Here is a 22,597-nt window from a genome sequence, read left to right on the forward strand (position 1 = left end):
AGGCGGGCAATGGCCCGCAGAAAGCCAATCCTCCATGTCTATCCTTTCCCTGATCAACGCAGCCCTGCAGAATCATGGCTGGCTGATCGCCAGCCTTCCGATTGACGAAGAAGATCGCGCGGCCCAGCTCATCAAATTGCTCGCCGAAGACAACGCAGATGGGCGCGCCCGTCGCCACACATTGCAGCCCTGGCTCTGGTACGAACGCCCTGTCCGCGAGCGGTTTGAGGGGCAAGATTGTTGCCTCACTGTCGAGGGTCCGATCTACAGGAGCAGGGACGGAACCGGGTATCCGCTCGGCAGCCAGCTTCGTACCGAATTCGGGTGGCTTGACCTCACACCAGAAGAGACCAACCAGCTCGCAGATGAGGTTCGGTCCGCAATCGACCTGACCCTGCTTCGCTGGTTCACGCGTCCCGAAATGGCGGACCGCCAGTTGCCTTCGCGCCAATCCCGCCAGCGCTATTTCGACGATGATGTCGCCCGCAATCTGATCCTGTCTGCGACGCCTCCAACGGCAAGCATGGAGCAAGAAGCCCATGCCAATTGACAGGAAAAAAACTGGAGAAAGATGGGGCCACGATACTGCGTATCGGACCCGTGATTTCCATACACACCCCACGCACGTGTGCATCAAGGATTTCTGCGGGTTTGAAGGGATGCGGATAGCATCGCGTTCAGGCCACTTGCCCAAGACCCGCGCAATTCCGCCATTCTTTGCGATGGCGGATAGCATCTCCACCGGAGCGGACCGATGAGCGCGCGGGCGCAGACGGTGCGCCTCAGTCCGTCGCAATACCGGGTGCTGGCTGACTTCGCAAAGCGTCGCGGTCTTTCCGAATACGCCATGCTGGCGCGGGTGGTGGAAGCAGGTTTTCTCGCCATGCTTCACGGCACCGACAAGGAGACCGATCTTGCCGAACTGGCGCGCGAGATCGGGGCAATATCGGAGCGCCTGGCCGAGGCCGAACGGGTGCTCGATCGTACCTTGTTCACCGCCTGTGCGGCCTACGCTTACGCCCGCCATGCCGCGCTGGGCACGAAGAAAACCGACGAGACAATTGCAGGCGAAGCGCGCGCCGCGTTCGAGCGCCAGCGCTCGCTTGCTCTGGAGATCGAGCCATGAATTCGAACATCGATTTTGTCACCCGCGCCCATGCCCTTTGGCGCGTGCGTATGGCGCATTGGCAGCAACGTTTCGGCTTCTTTGCCAAGCTCCTTCTATTCAGCTGCGTCGCAGGAGCGATCATCACCCCGCTGCTCCGGCTTGGTCCGGAAGAGATAGCTGCTGTGGGTCACTTCATTGTAGCAAAGGCACTCTCATTGCTGGGCGAGTTCGCTGGCAAGGATTTCGATATGAGGATCACGGTCAACGGCGAGAGGCTGATCGTCCCCGCTTCCGTTATTGCCAGCGATCCCGCAACTGCCGCGAACTTCTTCTGGACTGTGAGACAGGTAATTGGAGGCACGCTCGCGGGGCTGGCCATCGGCATTTTCCTATCGGTTGTTGTCAAAAGATCGATGTCTGAGCAAGGCAGGGATACGCTTGCCGACCGGGTCATCGGCGGCACTCGCGTAGCGGACGAAGAGGATGTTGCGGCACAGACCACTTTACTTTGCGGCAGGGACGCCCTGCGTATCGGTCCGGTCCCAATTCCGCGCCGGATCGAGACCCGTCACTTCGCCTTTCTCGGCACCACCGGCAGCGGCAAAACCACTGCCTTGCGCCAGATGCTCGACGGTATCGAAAGGCGCGGCGAAGCGGCGCTGGTATATGACACATCGGGCGAGTTCATCGCGCACTATTACAACCCCGCGCGCGGGGACATCATCCTCAATCCCTTCGATGCGCGCTGCGCCTTCTGGACTCCATTCGACGAGATATCACATCCCGCCGATGCAGACCGGATAGCCCGCCAGCTCGTTTCTGAAACCAGTAGCCAGGATGACGATGTCTGGCTTGAAACAAGCCGCATTCTTGTCGCCAACATGATCCGCTCGCTCTGGGCGGAGAAGAACTGCAGCCTCGAAGCTTTGCTTGAAACCTTGCAGGTCAAGGACAAGGAGCAACTGAAGGAATGGCTGGGTCACACTTCGTCGGCGCGCACCTTTGCTAATGACGCCGACCGCGCCACCGGCAGCGTGCTCTTCATGCTCGCCAAGGCCGCGAACCTGATCCAGTTCCTGAAGGTCGAGGATGAGGGAGAGGAGCGCTTCGCCTTCCGCGATTTCATCGTCAAGCTGGACGAGTGTGAGGGAGCAAAGCCCTGGATATTCGTCCCCCGCAAGGAGGACTATTTTGAAGCGTCCAAGCCGCTCATGGCTTGCTGGCTCGAATGCGCGGCGAGTGCAGTGCTGGGTCTGTCGCCATCGTCAGACCGCCGCATCTGGTTCGTGCTCGACGAGCTGGCCGACCTGCCACGTGTCGAGAACCTGGCTCGCCTTCTGCCCGAAGGTCGCAAATTTGGTGCGGCCATTGTGCTCACCTTTCAGGCGCTCGGACAGATGCGAAATCGGTATGGTGCGAACATCGCTGAAGCCATGCTCGCCTGCTGCAACACCAAGCTGTTCCTGCAAACGGTCGATCAGGAAACCCGCAAATGGGCGAGCGAGACCATCGGTCAGTGCGAGGTGGAATTGCGCGTTGCCACCGACACGTTGTCGATTGGCAGCGAAGTGCCGCGCACCACCATCGCGACCCAGCGGCAGTTCCGCCCCGCCGTGCTTGAAAGCGAATTGCGGCTCAGTCCGCATCAAGGCTACCTGCTGCTTCCCGATGGCCTGCCAGTCGCGCGTATCGGTCTCACCGCTGATCACATCACCCGGCGTGGCGAGCCGCGTCAGCCCGGTTACGTGCCAGGCGATCCGGCAGGCACACTGTGGAGCCGGGTCAGCGAGATCGCCAAAGGTGCCGAACCCGATGCCAAACCGGGACCGGTCTGATGGTTGCATCGGTCTCGGCGCTGTCGAGTGCCGGTCAGGCGGCCAGCTATTATGAGGCCGACGATTACTACGCCGAAGGCGGCATGGCTCCGTCCGAATGGTTTGGCGAGTCAGCGGAGAAGCTGGGCCTGTCGGGTGAGGTTGATCGCGAGAAGTTTGCCGAATTATTGGAAGGGCGCGTTGCTGGACAGCAACTCGGCACCACCCGCGATGGCAAGGTCGAGCACAGGCCAGGCTGGGACATCACCCTGTCCGCGCCCAAGTCGGTCTCGATCATGGCCGAGGTTGCCGGAGACAAGCGGCTGATCAAGGCGCATGGCGCGGCGGTGAAAGTGGCGCTTGCCCATGTCGAAAAGCACATGGCGGCAACGCGGATCAGGCAGGGCGGCGAGGTTCGGCGCGAGGCGACAGGCAATCTAGCCATCGCCACCTTCCGCCATGCCACGAGCAGGGCACAGGACCCACAGCTGCACACCCACGGCGTGATCATCAACGCGACGCAGGACAAGGACGGTAACTGGCGCAGCCTTGAGCCGCGCGCCTTCTACCAGCTCCAGAAGGAGATCGGTGCGATCTACCGGCAGGAACTGGCGCACGGCGTTGCCGCCCTGGGATACAAGATCGAGGCCGGGAAAGATTCGCTGTTCGAGATCGCAGGGGTTCCGGAAAGGGCCATCGACGCGCTGAGCCAGCGCACAGCAGCTATCGATGCGCGGCTTGCCGAGCGCGGCACCAGTCGTGCGGAGGCGAGCGCTGCCGAAAAGCAGATTGCAGCGCTCGATACGCGGGAAGCCAAGACCAGTGCGCATCATCGCACCTTGCGCGCCGACTGGCGGGCAACCGCCGATGCCAATGCTTTCGACAAGGCAGCGCGGGACAGGCTGATCGCTGAAGCGAGAGAGCGGGCCAAGAGCAGCGAAGCAACCGCCAGCCCGGAATTGCTGGCACGGCACGCGGTGGCCTGGGCCGCTGCCAAGCTGTCCGAACGCGAAGCGGTGTTTTCGGCCAGCACGCTGGCGCGCGAAGCCGGTGACTTCGCCTTCGGCAAGGCCGGGCACGGCACCATCAGTGCTGCGATTGCCGATGCCGGAAAGCGCGGCGAGCTTGTCCCGCGCACTTTCCTTGATCGGCGCGGGGCGGAGTTTGCCGGATTCACGACGCCGCAGGCCATCGACACCGAGCGAAGCATGCTTCGCCTGGAGGAAGCCGGACGCGGGATGGCGCAATCACTCGCCAGTCCGCTGGCAGCAGCGCGGACCATCGAACGCGCCGCGCGCCAATCGGCGCGCTCCGGTTATGCCTGGACCGAGGACCAGAAACGCGCGACCGCAGACTTGCTCACTTCACGCGACCGCGTTGCCGCCGTCCAGGGTTATGCCGGGACCGCGAAGACCACCACAGTGCTCGCGACCTATGCGCGCGAGGCAAAGCGCCACGGGCTCGTTGTGACCGCGCTTGCGCCAACCGCATCGGCAGCAACCGTTCTCGGCGAAGCGCTCGGTCTGCGCGGAGACACCGTGGCGCGGCATTTGCTCGCGCCAGAGGCGAAGACAGCGGGCAAAGACGCAGTGTGGATCGTCGATGAAGCTTCGATGCTCTCGGCTCACGATATGGCGAAACTCATGACCCGCGCCGACAAGGCCGGAGCCCGACTCGTTCTGGTAGGTGACGTCAAACAGCTGGGATCGGTCGGCGCGGGGGCAGCCTTCGCGCAATTGCAGCAGGCTGGCATGGCGACCGCGAAACTTGCCGAGGTGGTCCGTCAGACCAATGCCGACACCCGCGAAGCCGTCATGGCCTCAATCGAAGGCCATGCAGGCAAGGTCTTGGCCTCGCTGGAGCGTGGCGGCGGTAGGGTTATCGAGGAGACTACGCCGGATGAGCGCCTTGGAGCGATGGCCCGGCACTATCTCGCCTTGTCACCTGCAGAGCGCGCACGAACGCTGGTGATCGAGCCATCGCGAGAAGGCGGGGACAGGCTCACCGGCATGATCCGAGCAGAACTGACCCAGCGCGGTGAGCTTTCAGCGGAAGCCGTGCGTTTCGAGGCGCTAGAGGTGAAAGGTCTCACCCGCGCCGAAGTGCACGAGGCAGCAAGCTATGCCATCGGCGATATCGTCCGGTTCAGCCGCGACTATGCCGCCAAGGGCGTGCGCCGGGGCGAGAGCTTCGCTATTTCCGCTGTCGATCCCGAGCGCGGGCGCATTGCTTTGGAAGGCCGTAATGGCCGGTCGCTGGACTGGCATCCCCGGCAATGGGGCGCTGGCAAGTCCGAGGTGTTCGAGCCGAAACCGATGGAGCTCCGCACCGGCGACCACGTGCAGTTCACCCGCAACGACCGCGATACGGGACGGGTCAATGGCCTTGGCGGTGCCGTTACCCGCATCGATTCCGACCGTGGCCGGGCAACGGTAAAGCTCGCCAACGGACGCGAGCAGCGGCTCGACCTCTCCAATCCTCGCGACACCCATTTGCGCCACGCCTATGTCCAGACAGCCCATGCCGCGCAGGGCCAGACCGCCGAGCGGGTCCTGATCCATGCCGACAGCCGGTCCACCAATCTGGTCGACCAGAAGATGCTCTATGTCGCGCTATCGCGCGCCAAGGCCGAGGCCGTGGTTGTGACCGACGACAAGGACAGGCTTGTCCGTGCGATTTACGAACGCGCGGGCGAGAAGCAGACGGCCCTGACCGCGAGCCCTCCCGAGGCCGTCAAATCAAAGGAAATGGGTGCAGGGTTGGGGTAATTGATCGCCTCGCCTATCGAATGGTCAATTGCGAATCTATCCACAAGAATGACCGACACACGATCGCCAGAACAACGACGGCGCATTATGCAATCCGTCAAAGCTAAGAACACCGGCCCTGAGTGGACGGTGAGACGTCTCCTATTTGCAATGGGATATCGATATCGCCTGCATTACAAGAAACTCCCCGGGAAGCCAGACATCGCCATGCCGGGGCGCCGCAAAGCCATCTTCGTGCATGGTTGCTTCTGGCATGGTCACGATTGCTCTAAGGGTCAGCTCCCCAAATCGCGCCTCGATTATTGGCAACCGAAGATTGCAGCCACTAGAGAAAGGGACGCACGAAACCTTCGCTCACTCCATGAAAGCGGATGGGAAACGCTTGTCCTATGGCAGTGCGAGTTGGCTGATCGAAACGGATTGGTCGCCAAACTCGAATCTTTCGTGGAAGGCTCGCAATTCGGGCGCGACAAAACAAGAACACGGACCTAAGATATGAGTATGTCGAACGCCTCATCCATCATGAAATTTGAGTCCGGTCGCTCGAAGAGACCGCTTGCTATCGATCTCTTTGCAGGAGCAGGAGGGATGAGTTTAGGTTTCGAGCAGGCGGGTTTCGATGTTGTCGCAGCCGTCGAAATCGACCCAATCCATTGCGCCACGCATGAGTTCAATTTCCCCGAAACAACGGTCATTCCCGAGTCTGTCGCATCTCTTTCGGGGGACGATATCAGGAAGGCTGCAGGTATCGGTGGTGCTCCCATTGCGTGCGTCTTCGGAGGTCCACCGTGCCAAGGGTTTTCCCTGATCGGCCATAGAGTACTCGACGATCCTCGGAACAATTTGGTGAAAGATTTCGTCAGGATTGTCGCCGAACTGGACGCTGACACATTCGTTTTCGAGAACGTCAAGGGGCTAACGGTCGGAAAGCACAAAGCGTTTCTCGAAGAACTTGTTTATGAATTTGAAGCTCACGGATACGCTGTCCAACGTCCATGGCACGTATTGAACGCTGACAACTTTGGGGTGCCTCAACATCGTGAACGCCTAATTCTGCTTGGCGCAAAAACCGGCAGACCACTTCCCGAATACCCAGAACCCTCGTCATCCCCTGCCGATGGGAAAAAGGCAGTTCCTAATTTGCCCCTTGGTCCAACCTGCGAAGATGCGATTGGCGACCTACCAAATGCTGAGCGTTTCAATTCGCTCGTAGATAGCGATTGCGTCAAAACCTCGGACTTCAGAGAACCCTCGCTGTATGCTGCCGAGCTACGGTGCATGACGAATGAAGCTTGGCATTTTGGTTACGTACGAGATTGGGATCCGAGCATTCTGACATCAAGCATTCGGACATCTCATACGGATATCTCCAGACGCCGTTTTTCTGAGACAGTGCCAGGTACTGTCGAACCCATCAGTCGCTTCTTCAAGTTGGCACCGGATGGCTTATCGAACACCTTACGCGCCGGAACGGATGGATCGCGCGGTGCATTCACAAGCCCTAGACCAATCCATTTCAAGCATGATCGCTGCATAACCGTCCGGGAGATGGCTCGCTTGCATGGCTTCCCCGATTGGTTCCGCTTCCATTCGACGAAGTGGCATGGAGCAAGGCAGATTGGAAATGCAGTTCCGCCGCCGCTCGCACGCGCCGTGGCAAGCAGCATTCTAAACTCAATTGGAATTGAGCCGAGCCGTCCAATTAGGACCCTTAAACTTGGCAATCCCGATTTGCTTTACTTGGAGCTATCGAAAGCGGCGGCTTACTTCGACGTTGACACCCCACCTTCTCGGCGGGACCGAAAGAGCGGCGCTAAGAAGCGTAAGCAGGCCGAGATCGAGCGCGAGCGTCTCTCCGGGAACCCCAATTATGCCTAAGAAACCAAGCAGGCAAAGTCAGATTGTAAAAGCTGTATTTTTTGACCGATTTGAGAAGGGCGAGACGTCAGTCTTTTTCTCTAGGCAAGACTTGTTCGATGCCTGCACCAAACATGACATTGAACCGCTCAAAAACATGGGAGACGGCGCGTTATATTCCTATCGGTATCGAACCAAACTCCCGAAAGAAATCCTAGAAACACAGCCCGAAGGTAAGGAGTGGGTGATACTCGGTCGAGGTATTTCGCAATACGAATTTCGCTTGGTTTCGGCCAGCAACATCTTGCCGAACGAAAACCTCCTCTCGACGAAGATTCCAGACTCTACGCCCGAGATGATCAAGCGCTATGCATTCTCCGACGAGCAAGCACTTCTCGCGCGTGTCCGCTATAATCGGTTGGCTGATATTTTCTTCGGAATCACGACTTACTCGCTGCAGAACCATCTCAGGACGACTGTTGAGTCGATTGGACAGATCGAAATCGATGAGATCTATGTGGGCGTCGATAAGGACGGTCGTCACTTCATCATTCCAGCACAGGCCAAGGTCGGGAATGATAAGATAGGCTATGCTCAGCTGTTTCAAGACCTCGCCTACTGCCAGGCGAAATACCCAAATTTGGTTTGCCGCGCTTTGGCTGCAAAGTTCATGAGTGAAGGTGTGATCGCACTTTTCGAACTCACAATTTCAGGAGACTCGGTCAGGATTGTCCAAGAGAAGCACTACAAGCTGGTGCCCGAAGGCGATATCACCGAGACTGAATTGCAAGAGTACAATCGGAGGGCTAGCGCCTAAGTTCTCCGGCTGCGCTAGAGCTCATACGACGCAAAATTCGGGAGATAGCGATAGAGCTGCGCGTAGTGATTTGTCTCCCTTTGGGGAATGGGGCCTCGATCAATTTCGGCATCATTCGGACAAGGGAGACTTCGGTCCAAATGCCTCATTTCGCGGGGTGTAAGCATCGGGACGTTGATGCGAAGAGCCTCATCACCCTCTCGGAAGAATGCTAGCTCCCTGAAGCCTGCACCTTCGAACAACCCATTCTGCCCTTCATCCGTGAAGACACCGGCAATGGTAGTCATTTTTGCGCCGTCAGCATATTCGAAGGCCGCAATATGGCGGAATTGCAGCCTTTGCCCCTGCCCACGCGCGGCGTTCACTTGCCGTAATCCCTCTTCGATTTCCAGGCGGATAATGCGACGAGAAGTGCTTGATAACGTCCAACCTCGGAGATCGACCGGCTCCATTTCTGGAGGTGTGCGTGCATCGCCGAAAAACTGCTGAAACTTGGCGCGGTCGTCAATGTGAATAGGTTGCTCGTCAGGGTCTTGATTGTCGAAAAGTTTATGGGATTGCACAGAAACAATAAACGCCGTTCCCGGACTTGCCCTTGTTGCGACAGTTCTAACATCGTCGAGGATCGCGGGAGAAAGAGGGTCGTCATAGTCGAGCCAGACGATGGATCTTTGGTTCCAATCGAGCCCAGGCAACACATCTGTGGACTCGCCCATCCTAAGTTCGATTCCACGGTATGGGTTATTGAATTCGAAGCGAGCCTCATGCTCGAGTTCGCGCTCAATCGACACCATATGCTCAATACCGAGCGCGCGATGGAAAAGCACGCAATCTGAGAACCAGATCGAACCGAAGCCAATATATCGGTATGTCTCGAGCGAACCAAATACCTTCAGTCGCCCAAGCATTTCGCTGAGCATCTTGCGCTCGGCGAATTTCGCCGGCCGCACAGAATAATCAATGAGTTGATAGCTAGCCGTCATTACTCTTCTTCGCCTTCGGCTTGCTCTTTGTAGATGATGTCGAAGGTCGTTTCGCCCACCGCCTTTGCACTTCCGACGCCCAAGGCCGTCATAAGGGAGCGAATCTTACTCGCCTCGCGCGAATACTGGATTTTGGTCATTTTCGGGCCTGGAGCACGAGGCGAAGTGTTCCACGAGAATGACCGCGACCCTTTGAATTTCTCAACTTCCTGTGCCTGCGTTTCACGGCTCAATGCTGAAAGTAATGGCGCTGCAGATCGTCCGTACTCCTCAATTTCCTCGTCGAGAGAATTGAGGAACTTGATGACTGTCCGAGTGTGATCCAACATTTTTGGGAATGTAGCCTGCCAGACAGCCGAAGATGTATCGAGACCCGTCTTCGTTGTGTTCCAAGGAAGCTTGCTGGACGATCTACAGTTGAAGAAGACCACGCCGCGAAAGCGAGCGTACTGATTGTGATATTTTGGAATGCCGACTTTTTGATCCGCCACCGAACCCCAGCCAGTCTGGTCCGAACGATCAGCCGATAGGATCACGCGACCGTTGCAGACGATGTACCAGCCTGCCTCTGAGGGGATCGATTCAGATAGTCCGGCAACAATTCGGACGAGTATCGGGGCCTCGGTCTCTTCGTCGTAGGAAAACTCCTCTATCGCCGGATTGAACTTACCGCCCGTCCTAATCTTCAATTCGGTATTTGTGAGGTGGGTCTCATCGAACTCTATGGCGAGACCGGAGGCTAAAAACTGCCTTTGATGAGAGCGTATCATCTCAGAAAGTTGGCGCCTAAAATACTCTCCGCCAAACCGCGACGATACCTCTGGCCTTAGTTCTCGGACGATGATCCTTGTCCCGCAGTCCTCCAATGGGAATTCCTGATCTTCGATAATTTCGTCGAAGTCGAAAACCCATTCCGGGGCCTCCTCCCAATCATCGACATTAACCGTCATCGACCACTTCTGATTCTGTGTCGTGGAATGGACTTCGAAGTACCGACCGAATTTAAACAGAGCCCGCTTCATTCCAACGCCAAACTGACCGATTGAGTAGTCAGTCGATTTCGCTTCGGATGGCCTGCCGAATCTGAAGGCATAATTTTGGGCAGTCGCTACGTCGAAACCGCCGCAGTTATCTTCGATTACAAACTCCTCATCGCTGAGACTGAGGGCTACCTGTAGTCCCGTGAAGTCCGGTTCATCGGCCGGGCGAAGGCGCTTCGCTCCGTCGATGCAGTTGTCGACAAGGTCGAGTATCGCTCGCTCGAGAGGTATGTCCTTCACCAACATATCGACAAAGAACGCCTTGGTAGGCATGGCATTGATATGTGGTTCTGCGCCGGCCATTTGTCCCCCCTCGCGGATCGCCTTATTTGGCCTACGGCCATTCGCTTAAGCTACCAATACGCCTAAACAATTCGGAATCCAGAGAGTATTCGTGTTGGGTCTCAATGCGGCAATGACTGCCATCCTTTGAGAAGGAGAACAAAGAGCTACCCTACCGGGCAACCCGCTCTATCCGCTGGCGCGGACCGGGCCTGTAGTCCCGTCCCATCCGGGTGACGATCAGGAGCAGTCTTAAGCGGAGCGGGAATTCCTGATGGACACGCTCTGTCCCGCGCATTCTGCGCTACTGAGGGCGCGGCATTCCTGAACTAACCCGCAGGCACTCTTGCCTCTCTCATTGCCGGACGCCCGCTGGCGCACTGATCGCGCGCGCAGGACCTCCGTCGGCTTCGCGCCGTTGCAAGGGTGCCGATCTTTCCGGATCGCCGGACGATCCTTGGCGGGAACACCAAGGGCTTTGCCCTCTCGTTCCCGAAACCGGAAATAGACGCCCCCGTGTGGCGGGCTTCGCCCGCTGGCCCGCGCCAGGGCATCGATTCCGGTTTTCCCTCCCCCTCCCATCCTCGCCGGAAGGCAGGCCGCATGCCGCGTGTCGGATGCGGCTTTCAGCCGAAGGAGGGCAGAAGATGGGTGATCTGATCTTGAACTACCGGGCTTGCGGTGCCGAGTGCCGCGAGGACTGGTTGCGGATGCTGGCGATCGAGAACGGCTTGCCGTTCGGGACCGTGCGGCGACTGGCCGAGGAACTGGGTGAGCGCGAGGATTTTGGCGAGCTTGTTCACATCTGCGAATGCGGCGGGAGGGCGGTGCAATGACCGCTGGCATCCTTTCCCAAAGCGAGCGGATTGCCCGGCTCAATGACCTGGCGCGGCAGGCGATGGGCTTGGCTTGCGTTGCCCTTGCAACCGAAGGTTTCCGGGCATTGCCCGAGGCGGATCAGTCGCGAGTGCGCGAGCTGGTCGAGACCTTTGACGCCTTCACGCCGGACAACGATCCTTATGGCGAACGCGATTTCGGGGCGATTTATCGAGACAGCGAAGGTCGCTGGACAACGACGCGACCGGCGAGGCCTGCCGAAACCGTGTTCTGGAAGATTGATGCATACGACCGCGATTTGCAGTTTGGCAGCGAGGACCCGGCCAATCCTGCGGTTACCCGGAGGGTGCTAACCCTCATGCTCGCCAGCGAATATTGAGGGGAGGCAGTCCGCGCGCCGCCTGACACGTCAGGCGGCGCGTTGATCGACGAAGCAATGTTCGTTGTGCCAATCGAGGAACGCCGGTTCGGGATCGAACCGGATTGCTGACCGCAACGTTGCGTTCTCGAATTGCTGGAAATAGTCGCGCGTCTCGCGGCTCTGACTTTCGCGCAGTTGCCGCGAGACGCGAATGCGCCGTTGGCGATCGACCGTGATGAGCCCGCGATCGAAGGCGCGGTCGAGTGTCGCAGAAAGCAGCAGGCCATTTGCGGGGTTGTGCCGGTTGTCGCTGTCCTTGCCCCATGGCTTGATGTGGCTTGCCGTTAGCAGGCGCGGATCGGCGATGCCGGTGATGCAGCAGGTCTCTTCGTAATTGGCGAGCACCGCACGGCGGAAGAAGTCCTGGCCGACGCGCTGATTGACGAGCGCCTGTGTCGTGGACTCGCCTTGATAAGGCTCGAACCGGAATTCGCTGCGCTTCTCGTTGAGGCGCGATGGCGCGGGTGACGAGTCAAATTGCCCGATCTGTGCAGCCCATAGGTCTTCGGCCCGCAAGACGAGACCGGTCCAGTCCTGGCCGAATTCCGCATAGGTTGCACGATCAAGCTTGGACGCACCCTCCAGACCTTTCCGTCCGCTATCGGTGATTTTGGGATCAAGGCTGGCGAAATTGCACAGCTTCATCGCAACCGAGCTGTTCGTTCGCCCGAGCGCAGCGGCAAGCTCCTGGATTTCCGGATTGCCCGAGTGCAGCTTTCCGAACGGCAGCTGGAAGTAGAGATACAGCGCGAGCACCGTCTCCTCTTCGCTCCAGCGTTTCCGTGAACTGCCCTCGATTGCCATGGCGAAGGTTTGGGCGAGAGTGATCCAGCGCGCAAGTGTGACGATTTGCCATGCGTTTGCATGCCTTTCGATCAGGCGGTTTCGTTCTTGAGCACCCAACTGACCGCACGCGGTCAGCCTTCAATGCCCGGCCCGCGCCAGTTCGCTCCGCTCACCCGTGTGGGACATGAATTCTGCCCTTGGCCGTGCGGCCCTTCCGTTGGTGCAACGAGCCACCAGACACGAAAGGAAATCATCATGGCACGCAGCAATACCGCACCCGCGCAGGAGACCAATCCGCCGGACTTCCTCGCCTGGCATGTCGCCAACAAGGGCGACAAGGGGTTCTGGACCCGCATCGGAGCCGCGTGGTTCCACCGCGACCGCAAGGGGCTTTCGCTGCAACTGGAAGTGGTGCCGATCAACGGTCGGATCGTTCTTCGCCCTTCGCTGGACGACGAGAAGAAGGAACCGGGCGCTTAGCGCCCGGCTTTCGGGAAAGCCGGCTACCAAGGGGGCGTGTGTCAACCTCCGAAAATTTGAAGCCCAAAAAGTCATTGCGAGCATGCGCTATGCTGTGATCTTTTCTCACACCAAAGGATGGTAGCTTTGGATTGCCCCAATTCGCTTCCTTCGAGAACTTCACCGGTGACACTTGTGAATTTCGCCAATAGGTTGCCGTATCGCAGGAGGCATCGTGAAGAAAAGTCGATCCAAACTCGCATCAAGTCTGGCCGCACGCGTGCCCTATGATGTGTCGAAGCCAATATTCGAGTTGAATAGCGTTCCAAGAGGTCGTGGCTGGCAGGGAACTGCCGACAAGCTCAACGACAAGAAAGAGACGCCAGACGGCAAGCTCGATGGACTCCTAGAGGCTCTGAACGAGCACCAGTTGGCTGGCGAAAAGCTCGTGACGCTCTACGAGGCCAGCGACTCAGTGATGAAGGCGATGCGTGCCAAGCTAAAATCGGCGACTGTCTCGACTGGCCCATTGCAGGAAGCGTACCCTTTCCTACTCAATGAGACGGAGCTAGAAAAGCTCCCCTTGGGCCAGCCGGTGTTGCTTGCCATCGAAGAGTTCGGCGGAGGCATCGGCGCGGTCTTCGGCTCGGTCAGGGCAAGGCGGGAGAGGGTGGTGCTAGATCCCTCCAGCTTTGCCGATGGCACGGCAAACGCCCTGTCAATCTATGACGAAGTGGTTGGGCTGAAGCTGATTCGACATCAGGCTTTCGATGTAATTTGGATTCCGGGGAGCGGCGACTACTTTGACCTTCGAGTTGACTGCCCACGCAACACCCAGGCCGACATTGCGCGTGGGTCGCAGATGATTGCGATGGATGTATTTCGGAAATTGGTTGGCACTGATCCGTTCAAGAAGCCACTCAATCTGTTCCCGGCGATGAAGGCCATGTATGATGACGCCTCCGAAGGGCGTGTCGTGGAACTTGCATTTGGCACCACGACGCGCTCGATCAAGCAGGAGCGCATGAGGCTGTCTGGCGACTGCCTTCGCGACGAACTCTATCACAAGGGCGGCAAAGAGAAGCTCAAAACCCCAGTGAAGCCGTACAAACTCAGTCTAGCCTACACAATCGACCTTGGCGGGGGCGTAGAGGCCCATCCAGAGGTCAATCTGCACACCACGCGCCGCGTTGCTGAGAACCCGAACCCCCAACTTTTCGACGCGTTGATCCGAAAGTCTGTCGGATTGTTCGACTACGACTACGTCCGAGAGCGCATAATTCACTTCGCCTAGCAGCAAGTGTCATGGGAAATTGATGTCTATAGATGATCTAAAGCACGAAGTGGCGGAGGGATGGCCAGACATTCCTGCGGCAACCTTTGCGCTGGGCATTATCGACTTCATGGGACAGCTCGAGGACCAAGAGTTGCGGATGCTGACCGTGCCTACATTGTTGCATGCTGTGGGATGCGACGAGGTGAACCAAGAGTTTCTTGCCGCGCTGGCTATTTTGGCCGGGTCAACGGTTCACGTACTGGATGCCAAGGCTTTCTACTCCGAGGATGATGACGAGGAGTTTCATGTCGACGCTGTCGAGCTTGCTAGCGCGCGGCGCACCGGTTCATTGGAACACCCGCACACCGGGGAACTGATCGAGGATTTTGAGAGCAAGCTGATCCCCTATTTCGAATCATCCGAACGCTTTCTGAAAGCTCGAACGGATGACTAGCTACACGCTGCGGGAGTTGCAGCTTAAAGCGAACGGCAATGTCGCATCGGAAATCGCGCTTGCGGTGGCATTCGCTGGAAGCGCCCAAGACTTGCTTGAGCAAGTTGATCCGGCAATCGACCACATCCTCCAAGAGTTCTCCCGCACCCCCAAGGAAAGGCAGGGGCGAAGCGAGGACGGCCTCTCAATCGACATCATTACTTCGCTCAAGCATCTTGGCTTCCAAGCTTCGCATGACACTACGACCGGTGGTCACTGCGACATCGTTATAGATGGTAGGTTTGATTTTCTCTGGCTCGGAGAGGCTAAGACCCACAGCAGCTATGATTGGCTGCTACAGGGGTTCAATCAACTGGACAGCCGATACGCCACGGCGAACAAGGATCAAGATCGAGGTGGGTTAATTATCTACCACTTCGGTGAGCGGTCAGATCGGGTGATGGACAAGTGGGAAGAGCACCTTCGAGCCTCCCGCGAAGACGTCACCATCGAAGAACGCGCCACCGGCGATTTGGAGATGAGAACTCGACATACTCACGCTCGCACCGGCAGGGAATACCATGTGCGCCATGTGATCGTGTCGCTCTATTGGAACCCGAAGAAATAGGCGCCTGACATTGAGCCGGTGATCGTGCGACGGCTTGGCCCCGCCAGTGTTTGCTCGATAAGCGTGCTTCCAATCGCCCACGTCAAGAGATCGCTCCGTCCGTCTTGAGCTTGTCCAGGTAGTCGCTCCACCATTGAGCCATTTTCACCCACTCATCCCAGTAGTTACCGCGATTATATACCCCTCGAATTGCATTGCTATCGCCGTGAGCCAAGGCGCGCTCGATCGCGTCGGGGTGCCAAAGCCCGCTCTCGTTGAGCATGGTCGAGGCCGTTGATCGCAGGCCATGCGCCGTCACTTCGTCCTTGGTGAAGCCCATACGCCGAAATGCGGCGTTGATCGTATTCTCGCTCATTGGGCGCTGTCGCGTATGGAACGCCGGGAAGATGTAACCCTTGCCGCCGGTAATCGGTTTTAGCTCGCGAAACAGTTCCAACACCTGGCGTGAAAGCGGCACCACATGGGTCCGACGCGCCTTCATCTTGCCTTCCGGAATTGTCCAAGTGGCCTTGTCCCAATCGATCTCGTTCCACTCGCCATGGCGAAGCTCGCCGGGTCGCACAAAGACATGTGGTGCGATCTTCAACGCGAATTTGGTGGCGGGATAGCATTCGAAGTCATCGATAGAGCGCAGTAACCCGCCCAACTTCTCTGGCTCGAGGATCGCCGCGTAGTGCCGCGCTCTGGGCGTGACCAGTGCGCCCTGTAGGATCGATGTTGGATCGGTTTGGCACTGGCCAAGCGCGGCTCCATACCGAAACACCCGGCTTGCGAAGGATCGGCATTTCTTCGCGGTCTCCAGATTGCCTTTGGCTTCGAGCTTCTTGAGCGCCGCCAGCATCAACTGCGGATCGACATCGTTGATCGGCATATTGCCAATTGCAGGCTTGAGCAGGTCAAGGAACCAGCGCGCCTTACGCAGCGTGGCTTCCGCCCGGCCCTCGGGCACCATCTTCTCATCGATGTACTTGTTGGCGATGACCTCGAATGTGTTCTCTGCGCCTAGCTTGATCCTGGCCTTCTTGCGCTTCCGCTCCAGCATCGGATCGACGCCGTCGGTAACCTTGAGCCGAGCCCGGTCGCGAAGCTGGCGCGCTTGCGACAAGCTGACCTCTGGGAACGCGCCGATGGGCAGCTTCTTTTCCTTCCCGCCGTAGCGGTACTTGAAATACCAGAGCTTGGAGCCGTTCGGCTTCACCAGAAGCAGCAGCCCCCGCGAGTCGTATTTTTTGTACGACTTGTCGGCAGCCCGGAAGCCTTTGATTTCCTGCACATTGAGGCTCATTTGGGGGCCTCACTTTCGTGCGATTTGGGGGCCTTTGAGCTGGAGCCCCCAGCCGAGGCCCCCAGAGACGTTGGAACAAAGCGGAACAAAACAAGACCTCGCTTTCTGCGCTAGAGGTCAAGAATGGCAGAATTCCGCCATTTCTGCAATGTTTTGGAACGTTCTGATGAGAACAAATGGTGCCCCATAGACGACAAAGATGGGCACTCTAATTGCTGGGTAATTTCGATCGATTTGCCGTGAGGGATGGTTTACTCTTCGTTCCGCGCTGTATGCCCGTGACTTCAAAAATTCAGTATCGAACGGTCAATTTCTTTTCACTTGTCACAAATGATATCGGGCGCTTGCCGAACTTGGATAACGGCATCGGTGAGGTCCCTGCAATCCATTTTGTGGATCGCCGATCTATATTGCGTGCGTATAGTTTCGAGGCCTACCGATCTTATTTCGCAGAGCTCCTTGGGCGAATGACCTTCTGCCATCGCGCAGATTATCTCGGCTTCAGCGGGCGACAAGCGATACCTTGCGCGAAGCAGTTGCACGGTACTCGCGCTCAATCGCTTTGCGCGATCGCCGATTAGTAGGATGCGCTTCCCGCCTCCGGGGTTTGGCGGAACCAGAACGGTGAAATGCCGCAAGATATCGCCGCACTGGACCGAAAAGCTCGTTACGTCGTCGATCTGGCCATGCGCCACCGCGGAGCAGATTTCGACGAGGGCATTCGCTCTTTCCGGCAAAGCAGCACTGAGCGAACCGTTCCGGCAGATCAGGCCACGCTCCATCTGCAGAATCCGTTCTGCAGTCTCATTTGAAGCTACGATCTTGCGGTTCAAATCGATGACGAACACCGGAAAAGTGAAGGTGTCGACCAGACTGCGCCAGTCTTTCGAAATCATCTGCTGACTATGGAGCTGGGCCTTCAGATTGATAAGCCGCGTCATATCCCGCGACGTCGCGTTGAGCCGAGCGCGTTCTTCCGCAGAAAAAGGCTTCTGTTTCGCTCCACGATAGAATGTCACACCGCCCCTGCCGCCATTCGACAGCTGAACCGAATTGGCAATCCCGTGCAGAAGGTCTTCGCCTTCCGGAAGGAGAAGCTCGTTTCGAAGCAGGCTTCTATCAAACACTTTTGTGAGCACCAGATCGTCCATGATGACGAACGATCCGTCAGACGATCCCTTCTGAATCATTGCAACGGTCCAGGGGTCTTGGGATGCGAATTCCAGGTGGTATCTTTGAATCATGTGCGCCGGCCACTCGGCCGAGATCGCGAACATACTTTCCACCATTGCATCGGAAGCCCATCCGGCAGCGTAATCTTTCGCGCCAATAGAGATCGCGACCTCGCTGAGGTGGGCAAGGAACTGTTCGTGATCCGTCACCAGATCATAGGCCTTCTCAAAGCTTAGATTCATACCCTTCCCCCAAGGTATTTCCTTCTCTCTTGCCAAAGCTCTGGCGGAAAACAATTTTTTCGTCATCCCCATATGTGGGGATATCCGCACCCGCGTGTTGATTGAATATGGCGTCCTTCGATTCATCAATGAGGGGGCTTCAAAATGAAGTATAAAGTTCGCTTGGCGCTGGGCGCCGCATCGACCGCAATCGCAATCGGCGCCACCGGCCCCGCGCATGCCGCGTGCACGGTGGACGGCAGCACGGTTACCTGCACGGCCGACAGCACGGCAGCCGAAGTGAATGCGGCTCTTGCATCGGTAACAGAAAGCGGTGTGACGCTGGAGATCGCCGATGCCGCGAATGTCATCCAGCCGAACGATCAGATCCAACCTTCGCAGCAGGGCGCGGTCGCGATCGGCAATGGCGGCGATGTCGGCACCAGCGGCGCCCCAGTCGGCCTGTTCTATGTCGGAACATCAGCCAGCGCGGCAAACACTTTCAGCTTCGACAACAGTGGGTCGATTACAGGTGAGGTCGCAGTTTTGAGCGTCGGGGGCGCGACCGACATCACGAATAGCGGGCTTCTAGCCGAAGGTGTTTTCGTCAACGTCCAAGGTCCCGCCACTCTGACCAGTTCAGGCCAGATCGACAGTTCGGGCCCGCAGGCGATCTATCTCGCTTCGAGAACTTCGTCCGACGTCGTTCTCAACGGCGATGTGGGGACGGCAGCGACCGCGACCGACGATTCCGACCTTCGCGACACCTACGCGCAATCGCAATTTTTCACCGCCCTTCCATCCACCTTGGAAACCGAGACCGTGGACGGCGTTACCACGACGACCACCACCTCTGGCTTCATGCGGGTAGGCGGAACCGGCTCCGTCGCCATAGGCGAGGGAGCGAACACAGGGTCAATCGACGTCGTTGCGCTGGAAGGTGCCTCGATCGTCAATAATGGCGCGGTCGGCTCCGAAACCGAGTTCGACTACCTCTTTGCGTCCTCGAACACGCAGGAAGGCGCCACGGTAACCGTGTCGAGCATGGACGGTGCCGATTCCAGTTTCAACCGGGTCCAGACCGCGACATCAATCGGATCGACGGCCTCCATAATTGTTGGTGACGGCGCTTCCGTCAGCGGCTTCGTCGAAGCGCGCGGTTTTGAATCCGCCGACGTGAGGATCGACGGCGCGGTTGGCAACGATGCGTTCAATTCCAATGTTGCTGCGATATCGCGGAGCAGCGATTTCGAGGGGATGGATACGTCCACGACGGTTGGGTCTGTTTCGACATCTGGTTTTTCGCAGGCATCTGCTACGGTTGGCGGCGCCGCCTCCGTAGATGTCGGTGAGACCGGAAGCGTAACGGGCGGCGTACAGGCCATCGGCTTTGCAGGGGCAACTATCGAATTGGACGGTGCCGTTGGGACCGAAGCCAGTCCGAGCTTCGTCGTCGCTTCCTCGCGAGGCACCAACAGCACATTCTCGCAGAACAACACGTTCGATAGCAGCACCGGCGCAAGCGATTTTGCACAATCGTCCAACAACTCCAGCACCGGTTCGGATGCGTCGATTGCCATCGGAGAGACCGGTCTCGTAAATGGCTTTGTCGAAGCGAACGCCGACGGGAACGCGAGCGTATCGAACGATGGCGAAGTCAGTGCATCCCTGTTTGCCAAGGCCGATGGCAGCACCAATTCGAACGCTTTCGCATCCTCCTTCGATGGTGCGAGCTTCAATCAGTCTTCGCAATCGTCCAGCAGCGAAAGCACCGGCGGTACGGCAACTATAGCCGTCGGCGAAACGGGCACGGTTGGCGACGGTGTGGATGCATCCGGTTTCGCCGGAGCCAATGTCTCGATCGATGGATCGGTCGGCACGCCTGGCGCTTCAGGATTTGCGGTCGCAAACTCGAGCGGCAACGCGAGCACCTTCGAACAGGAAAGCTCTTCCGATTCCAACACCGGCGCCAGTACCTTCGCTCAAGTCTCTACCAACACCAGCACTGGCTCCGATGGTTCACTCAGTGTCGGCGAAACCGGTGAGGTGAATGGTTTCGTCAACGTCTTTGCTAACAATGACGCGGCCGTAACCAATGCCGGGGTTATCAGTGATTCGGTCTTCGCAAACGCAAGCGGTAACGGCAGCTCCAGCGGCTCTTCCTCCTCGTCTGACGGGACGGGCAACAGTCAGTCATCCAGCTTCTCGACCAATGCGGGCACAGGCGGCAATGCCTCGATCAACAACGCAGCGAGTGGGCTGATCGGCCTTGCCGCGACCTCGCCCGTTTCGGTGAGCGCATTCGGCAACACCTCCGCGAGCGTCATCAACGCCGGGCGCATCAATGGCAACGTGAACTCAAACGCCAGCGCCTTCTCGTCGGAGAATGCCGACAGCAACAGCTTCACGACAACCACTGATGCCGCGACCGGGATCGTCACCGATGTGAACGAAAACACCCGAGCGAACAGCAGCACCAATTTGGGCGGCGATGCCAGCTTCGCGAATGCAGCGGGCGGTCTTGTGACCGGAAATGTCAATGGGAGCGGCACCGGCAGCGCCGATGTAGTCAATGAAGGCGCGGTGATCGGCCAGACCTCGGCCAACAGCCGCGCGACCGATACCGCTTTCCTCGAGACGGACGTGACGACCACGGTCTTCGTCCCGGGTGCGGACGGCGGCACGACGACGACGCGCAATATTCAGCGTGACCAGGCACAAACCTCGAGCGGGGGCGACGTGACGGGCGTCTATGCGGGAACCAATGGTGCCGTTCAGTTCGCTCCGTTCGGTGGCGCAAGCGATGGCTCGGTGTTCCAGTCGGCCAATGGCAACAGCTCGGCTGTCGTCAGCGGGACGATCTTTGGCGGCTTCACTGGTAATGCTGACGGCGACGAGTTCGTATCCAGCTTCACCGATAGTCAGACCAGCACTTTCGATGTCGATGGCGACCAGCGTAGCTTCGATCGGGAGTATACCCGCGAGGAGTCTCAGCGTCGCACAGACAGCGACAGCTCGTTGGTCGTCAATGGCGGCGAGATCACTGGCAATGCCAGCCTCAGCGCTACGGGTTCCGCTAGCGCGCAGATTGGCAATGACGGTCTGATCGGTGGTAACCTTACTGCGACCGCACAGGCATTCGGTGGCCGTGATTTTACGGAAACCTACGATCTTGCGCAGGGTTTCGATGAAGACGGCGCATTCGTCAGCAGCGACCTCGTTCGGACTTTCTCTCAGCAGGATTTCGTAAGTGCTGGCAACGTTAGCGTTGCGATTACTTCTGGCGCCGTTGGAGGTTCGATCTTCACGAATGGTGCTGGTGGAACCAACACTGTCACGCTTGGTGCTGACAGCTCGATTGGTGGCGTCGTTTCGCAAAACAGCCGCTACTCCGCGCTCGCTTACGATCGCACCCAGATTTCGACCTCGACGCCAACCGGATCGACCTTCACGGAAGAGTACGCTGAAACGCGCACGGCATCGGGCGGTGACGTCTCGGCTACCGTTGCCGGGACCATCGGCATCGGGGATGTTGATCCGCTGGGCTATGGCGACCTTGCGACTGCCGGCGGCAACAGCCTGTCGCTGTCGACCGACGCTGGCAGTGCCATTGCGACGGTATCCGGTCAGGTTCGCAACGGTATCTCGGTTATCGCCTCCGGTGCCGAAACCACTTTCGCTTTTCAGGAAGAGCGTGAAGATGGTCTGCGCACCAGCTACTCCGAGCAAAGAACTTCCGCGAGGACCGGCGGAACGGCAACCTTGACTGTCAATGCCGCCAATGCCGACATTCCTGCCAATTTCGGCAATATAGCGGTTGTAGGTCTCGAACGATCGAGTGCGACGATCGGTGCGAACAGCAGCGTGCTGGCCGCAACGAACGGTGCTTCGATGCAGGTCGGCACCTATTTCTTCGACACGGTCTCTACCCGTGAAGACGAATATACAAATGGCGTCCTGACCGGCCAGACCACGACGTTCGAGCGCAGCGGGACTGGCGGTGCTGCCACCCTGACCAATTCCGGACGCATCGGATACGATGGCGGTGCGGCTTTCGACGGAACCAGCGCCTTCGCAGGGGTATACAGCACCACTGCGGCTACCGCAGTGAATAATGGCCAGATTTTCGGATCGATCGGGGCTTTCTCGCTCTACGAGGATATTTCGTCCACGACGACCCGGACCGATCTGAACGATGTGACCCGTACGGACACGACCACCACCACGTATGCGGCAACCGGCGGTACGGCCACGCTGACCAATAACGGCCTTGTGACCGGCAATGCTTCGCTTGCCGCGCTCGACGGAACGCTCGTCAATAACGGCGTTCTGCGCGGCGACGTCTCGCTTGGTCAGAACGTAAATAATTACACGACGCGTTCGACGGATACGTTGACCCAGCTCGGCGA

The 22,597-nt window shown here is 58.3% G+C and carries 19 protein-coding genes; 14 read left to right on the plus strand and 5 right to left on the minus strand.

The genetic code is table 11. The features are described 5' to 3' along the window. Positions 1-34: 34 nt before the first annotated feature. From A3736_RS04645 to A3736_RS04670, 7 genes are all read left to right on the plus strand, one after another. Positions 35-550: a hypothetical protein gene (locus A3736_RS04645; protein ID WP_067679805.1), complete on the plus strand. Its 516-nt coding sequence runs from the start codon at positions 35-37 to the stop codon at positions 548-550. A 204-nt stretch (positions 551-754) separates the two neighbouring features. Next, positions 755-1,126: a hypothetical protein gene (locus A3736_RS04650; RefSeq protein WP_067679807.1), complete on the plus strand. Its 372-nt coding sequence runs from the start codon at positions 755-757 to the stop codon at positions 1,124-1,126. Beyond that, positions 1,123-2,943, plus strand: coding sequence for a type IV secretion system DNA-binding domain-containing protein (locus A3736_RS04655; protein ID WP_067679812.1), 1,821 nt, complete (start codon positions 1,123-1,125; stop codon positions 2,941-2,943). The genes A3736_RS04650 and A3736_RS04655 overlap by 4 nt, the downstream gene beginning before the upstream one ends. After that, positions 2,943-5,690: a MobF family relaxase gene (mobF, locus tag A3736_RS04660; protein WP_067679816.1), complete on the plus strand. Its 2,748-nt coding sequence runs from the start codon at positions 2,943-2,945 to the stop codon at positions 5,688-5,690. Before A3736_RS04655 ends, mobF begins: the two co-directional genes overlap by 1 nt. 48 nt (positions 5,691-5,738) lie before the next feature. Further along, positions 5,739-6,182, plus strand: coding sequence for a very short patch repair endonuclease (locus tag A3736_RS16615; protein WP_082851313.1), 444 nt, complete (start codon positions 5,739-5,741; stop codon positions 6,180-6,182). A 3-nt stretch (positions 6,183-6,185) separates the two neighbouring features. Beyond that, positions 6,186-7,568, plus strand: a complete 1,383-nt coding sequence (locus tag A3736_RS04665) for a DNA cytosine methyltransferase (protein WP_233999233.1) — start codon at positions 6,186-6,188, stop codon at positions 7,566-7,568. Beyond that, complete coding sequence (locus A3736_RS04670; protein ID WP_067679819.1) at positions 7,561-8,364, plus strand: endonuclease; 804 nt, start codon at positions 7,561-7,563, stop codon at positions 8,362-8,364. Before A3736_RS04665 ends, A3736_RS04670 begins: the two co-directional genes overlap by 8 nt. A 14-nt stretch (positions 8,365-8,378) precedes the next feature. Here the strand turns inward: A3736_RS04670 and A3736_RS04675 are convergent, their stop codons facing one another. Together A3736_RS04675 and A3736_RS04680 are read right to left on the minus strand one after the other, a co-directional pair. Further along, positions 8,379-9,347, minus strand: a complete 969-nt coding sequence (locus A3736_RS04675) for an O-methyltransferase (RefSeq protein WP_067679820.1) — start codon at positions 9,345-9,347, stop codon at positions 8,379-8,381. Continuing rightward, positions 9,347-10,690 (minus strand): ATP-binding protein, encoded by a 1,344-nt coding sequence (locus tag A3736_RS04680; protein WP_067679822.1) that lies wholly within the window; start codon positions 10,688-10,690, stop codon positions 9,347-9,349. The genes A3736_RS04675 and A3736_RS04680 overlap by 1 nt, the downstream gene beginning before the upstream one ends. A gap of 626 nt (positions 10,691-11,316) precedes the next feature. Here A3736_RS04680 and A3736_RS04685 point away from each other — a divergent pair. Both A3736_RS04685 and A3736_RS04690 read left to right on the plus strand, forming a co-directional pair. After that, positions 11,317-11,505 carry a hypothetical protein gene (locus A3736_RS04685; protein ID WP_156501974.1) on the plus strand — a complete coding sequence of 63 codons (189 nt, stop codon included), beginning with the start codon at positions 11,317-11,319 and terminating at the stop codon, positions 11,503-11,505. Next, on the plus strand, positions 11,502-11,885 hold the full coding sequence (locus A3736_RS04690) for a DUF3768 domain-containing protein (RefSeq protein WP_067679827.1): 384 nt from the start codon (positions 11,502-11,504) through the stop codon (positions 11,883-11,885). The genes A3736_RS04685 and A3736_RS04690 overlap by 4 nt, the downstream gene beginning before the upstream one ends. Positions 11,886-11,915: 30 nt before the next feature. Here A3736_RS04690 and A3736_RS04695 read toward each other — a convergent pair whose 3' ends face one another. Further along, positions 11,916-12,731, minus strand: a complete 816-nt coding sequence (locus tag A3736_RS04695) for an HNH endonuclease (RefSeq protein ID WP_067679853.1) — start codon at positions 12,729-12,731, stop codon at positions 11,916-11,918. Between the two features lie 237 nt (positions 12,732-12,968). On the opposite strand from A3736_RS04695, the gene A3736_RS04700 reads away from it, so the two are divergent. The 4 genes from A3736_RS04700 (at position 12,969) to A3736_RS04715 (ending at position 15,509) form a co-directional block, all read left to right on the plus strand. Continuing rightward, complete coding sequence (locus A3736_RS04700; RefSeq protein WP_067679830.1) at positions 12,969-13,193, plus strand: hypothetical protein; 225 nt, start codon at positions 12,969-12,971, stop codon at positions 13,191-13,193. Positions 13,194-13,407: 214 nt separating this feature from the next. Continuing rightward, complete coding sequence (locus A3736_RS04705) at positions 13,408-14,466, plus strand: hypothetical protein (RefSeq protein ID WP_067679837.1); 1,059 nt, start codon at positions 13,408-13,410, stop codon at positions 14,464-14,466. 22 nt (positions 14,467-14,488) lie between these two features. Next, on the plus strand, positions 14,489-14,902 hold the full coding sequence (locus tag A3736_RS04710) for a hypothetical protein (RefSeq protein ID WP_067679839.1): 414 nt from the start codon (positions 14,489-14,491) through the stop codon (positions 14,900-14,902). After that, complete coding sequence (locus tag A3736_RS04715; protein WP_067679841.1) at positions 14,895-15,509, plus strand: hypothetical protein; 615 nt, start codon at positions 14,895-14,897, stop codon at positions 15,507-15,509. Before A3736_RS04710 ends, A3736_RS04715 begins: the two co-directional genes overlap by 8 nt. Before the next feature lie 82 nt (positions 15,510-15,591). Here A3736_RS04715 and A3736_RS04720 read toward each other — a convergent pair whose 3' ends face one another. Both A3736_RS04720 and A3736_RS04725 read right to left on the minus strand, forming a co-directional pair. Beyond that, positions 15,592-16,794, minus strand: a complete 1,203-nt coding sequence (locus A3736_RS04720; protein WP_067679843.1) for an integrase arm-type DNA-binding domain-containing protein — start codon at positions 16,792-16,794, stop codon at positions 15,592-15,594. A gap of 317 nt (positions 16,795-17,111) precedes the next feature. Further along, positions 17,112-18,581, minus strand: coding sequence for a hypothetical protein (locus A3736_RS04725; RefSeq protein WP_156501975.1), 1,470 nt, complete (start codon positions 18,579-18,581; stop codon positions 17,112-17,114). A 429-nt stretch (positions 18,582-19,010) separates the two neighbouring features. Between A3736_RS04725 and A3736_RS04730 the strand changes: the two genes are divergently transcribed. Next, positions 19,011-22,597, plus strand: a 3,587-nt coding sequence (locus tag A3736_RS04730; RefSeq protein ID WP_369815424.1) for a beta strand repeat-containing protein, incomplete at its 3' end; no start/stop codon positions are given.

Origin of the sequence: Erythrobacter sp. HI0063, from assembly GCF_001635685.1 — a bacterium.
Lineage (GTDB): Bacteria > Pseudomonadota > Alphaproteobacteria > Sphingomonadales > Sphingomonadaceae > Qipengyuania.

Excerpts from the sequence above, each read along its gene's own strand:
- A3736_RS04685 (WP_156501974.1), top strand. The coding sequence starts at position 11,317 with ATGGGTGATCTGATCTTGAACTACCGGGCTTGCGGTGCCGAGTGCCGC.
- A3736_RS04715 (WP_067679841.1), top strand. The coding sequence starts at position 14,895 with ATGACTAGCTACACGCTGCGGGAGTTGCAGCTTAAAGCGAACGGCAAT.
- A3736_RS04680 (WP_067679822.1), bottom strand. The coding sequence starts at position 10,690 with ATGGCCGGCGCAGAACCACATATCAATGCCATGCCTACCAAGGCGTTC.
- A3736_RS04720 (WP_067679843.1), bottom strand. The coding sequence starts at position 16,794 with ATGAGCCTCAATGTGCAGGAAATCAAAGGCTTCCGGGCTGCCGACAAG.
- A3736_RS04655 (WP_067679812.1), top strand. The coding sequence starts at position 1,123 with ATGAATTCGAACATCGATTTTGTCACCCGCGCCCATGCCCTTTGGCGC.
- A3736_RS04695 (WP_067679853.1), bottom strand. The coding sequence starts at position 12,731 with ATGGCAATCGAGGGCAGTTCACGGAAACGCTGGAGCGAAGAGGAGACG.
- A3736_RS04665 (WP_233999233.1), top strand. The coding sequence starts at position 6,186 with ATGAGTATGTCGAACGCCTCATCCATCATGAAATTTGAGTCCGGTCGC.
- A3736_RS04710 (WP_067679839.1), top strand. The coding sequence starts at position 14,489 with ATGTCTATAGATGATCTAAAGCACGAAGTGGCGGAGGGATGGCCAGAC.
- A3736_RS16615 (WP_082851313.1), top strand. The coding sequence starts at position 5,739 with ATGACCGACACACGATCGCCAGAACAACGACGGCGCATTATGCAATCC.
- A3736_RS04670 (WP_067679819.1), top strand. The coding sequence starts at position 7,561 with ATGCCTAAGAAACCAAGCAGGCAAAGTCAGATTGTAAAAGCTGTATTT.
- A3736_RS04675 (WP_067679820.1), bottom strand. The coding sequence starts at position 9,347 with ATGACGGCTAGCTATCAACTCATTGATTATTCTGTGCGGCCGGCGAAA.
- A3736_RS04700 (WP_067679830.1), top strand. The coding sequence starts at position 12,969 with ATGGCACGCAGCAATACCGCACCCGCGCAGGAGACCAATCCGCCGGAC.
- A3736_RS04690 (WP_067679827.1), top strand. The coding sequence starts at position 11,502 with ATGACCGCTGGCATCCTTTCCCAAAGCGAGCGGATTGCCCGGCTCAAT.
- A3736_RS04645 (WP_067679805.1), top strand. The coding sequence starts at position 35 with ATGTCTATCCTTTCCCTGATCAACGCAGCCCTGCAGAATCATGGCTGG.
- A3736_RS04650 (WP_067679807.1), top strand. The coding sequence starts at position 755 with ATGAGCGCGCGGGCGCAGACGGTGCGCCTCAGTCCGTCGCAATACCGG.
- mobF (WP_067679816.1), top strand. The coding sequence starts at position 2,943 with ATGGTTGCATCGGTCTCGGCGCTGTCGAGTGCCGGTCAGGCGGCCAGC.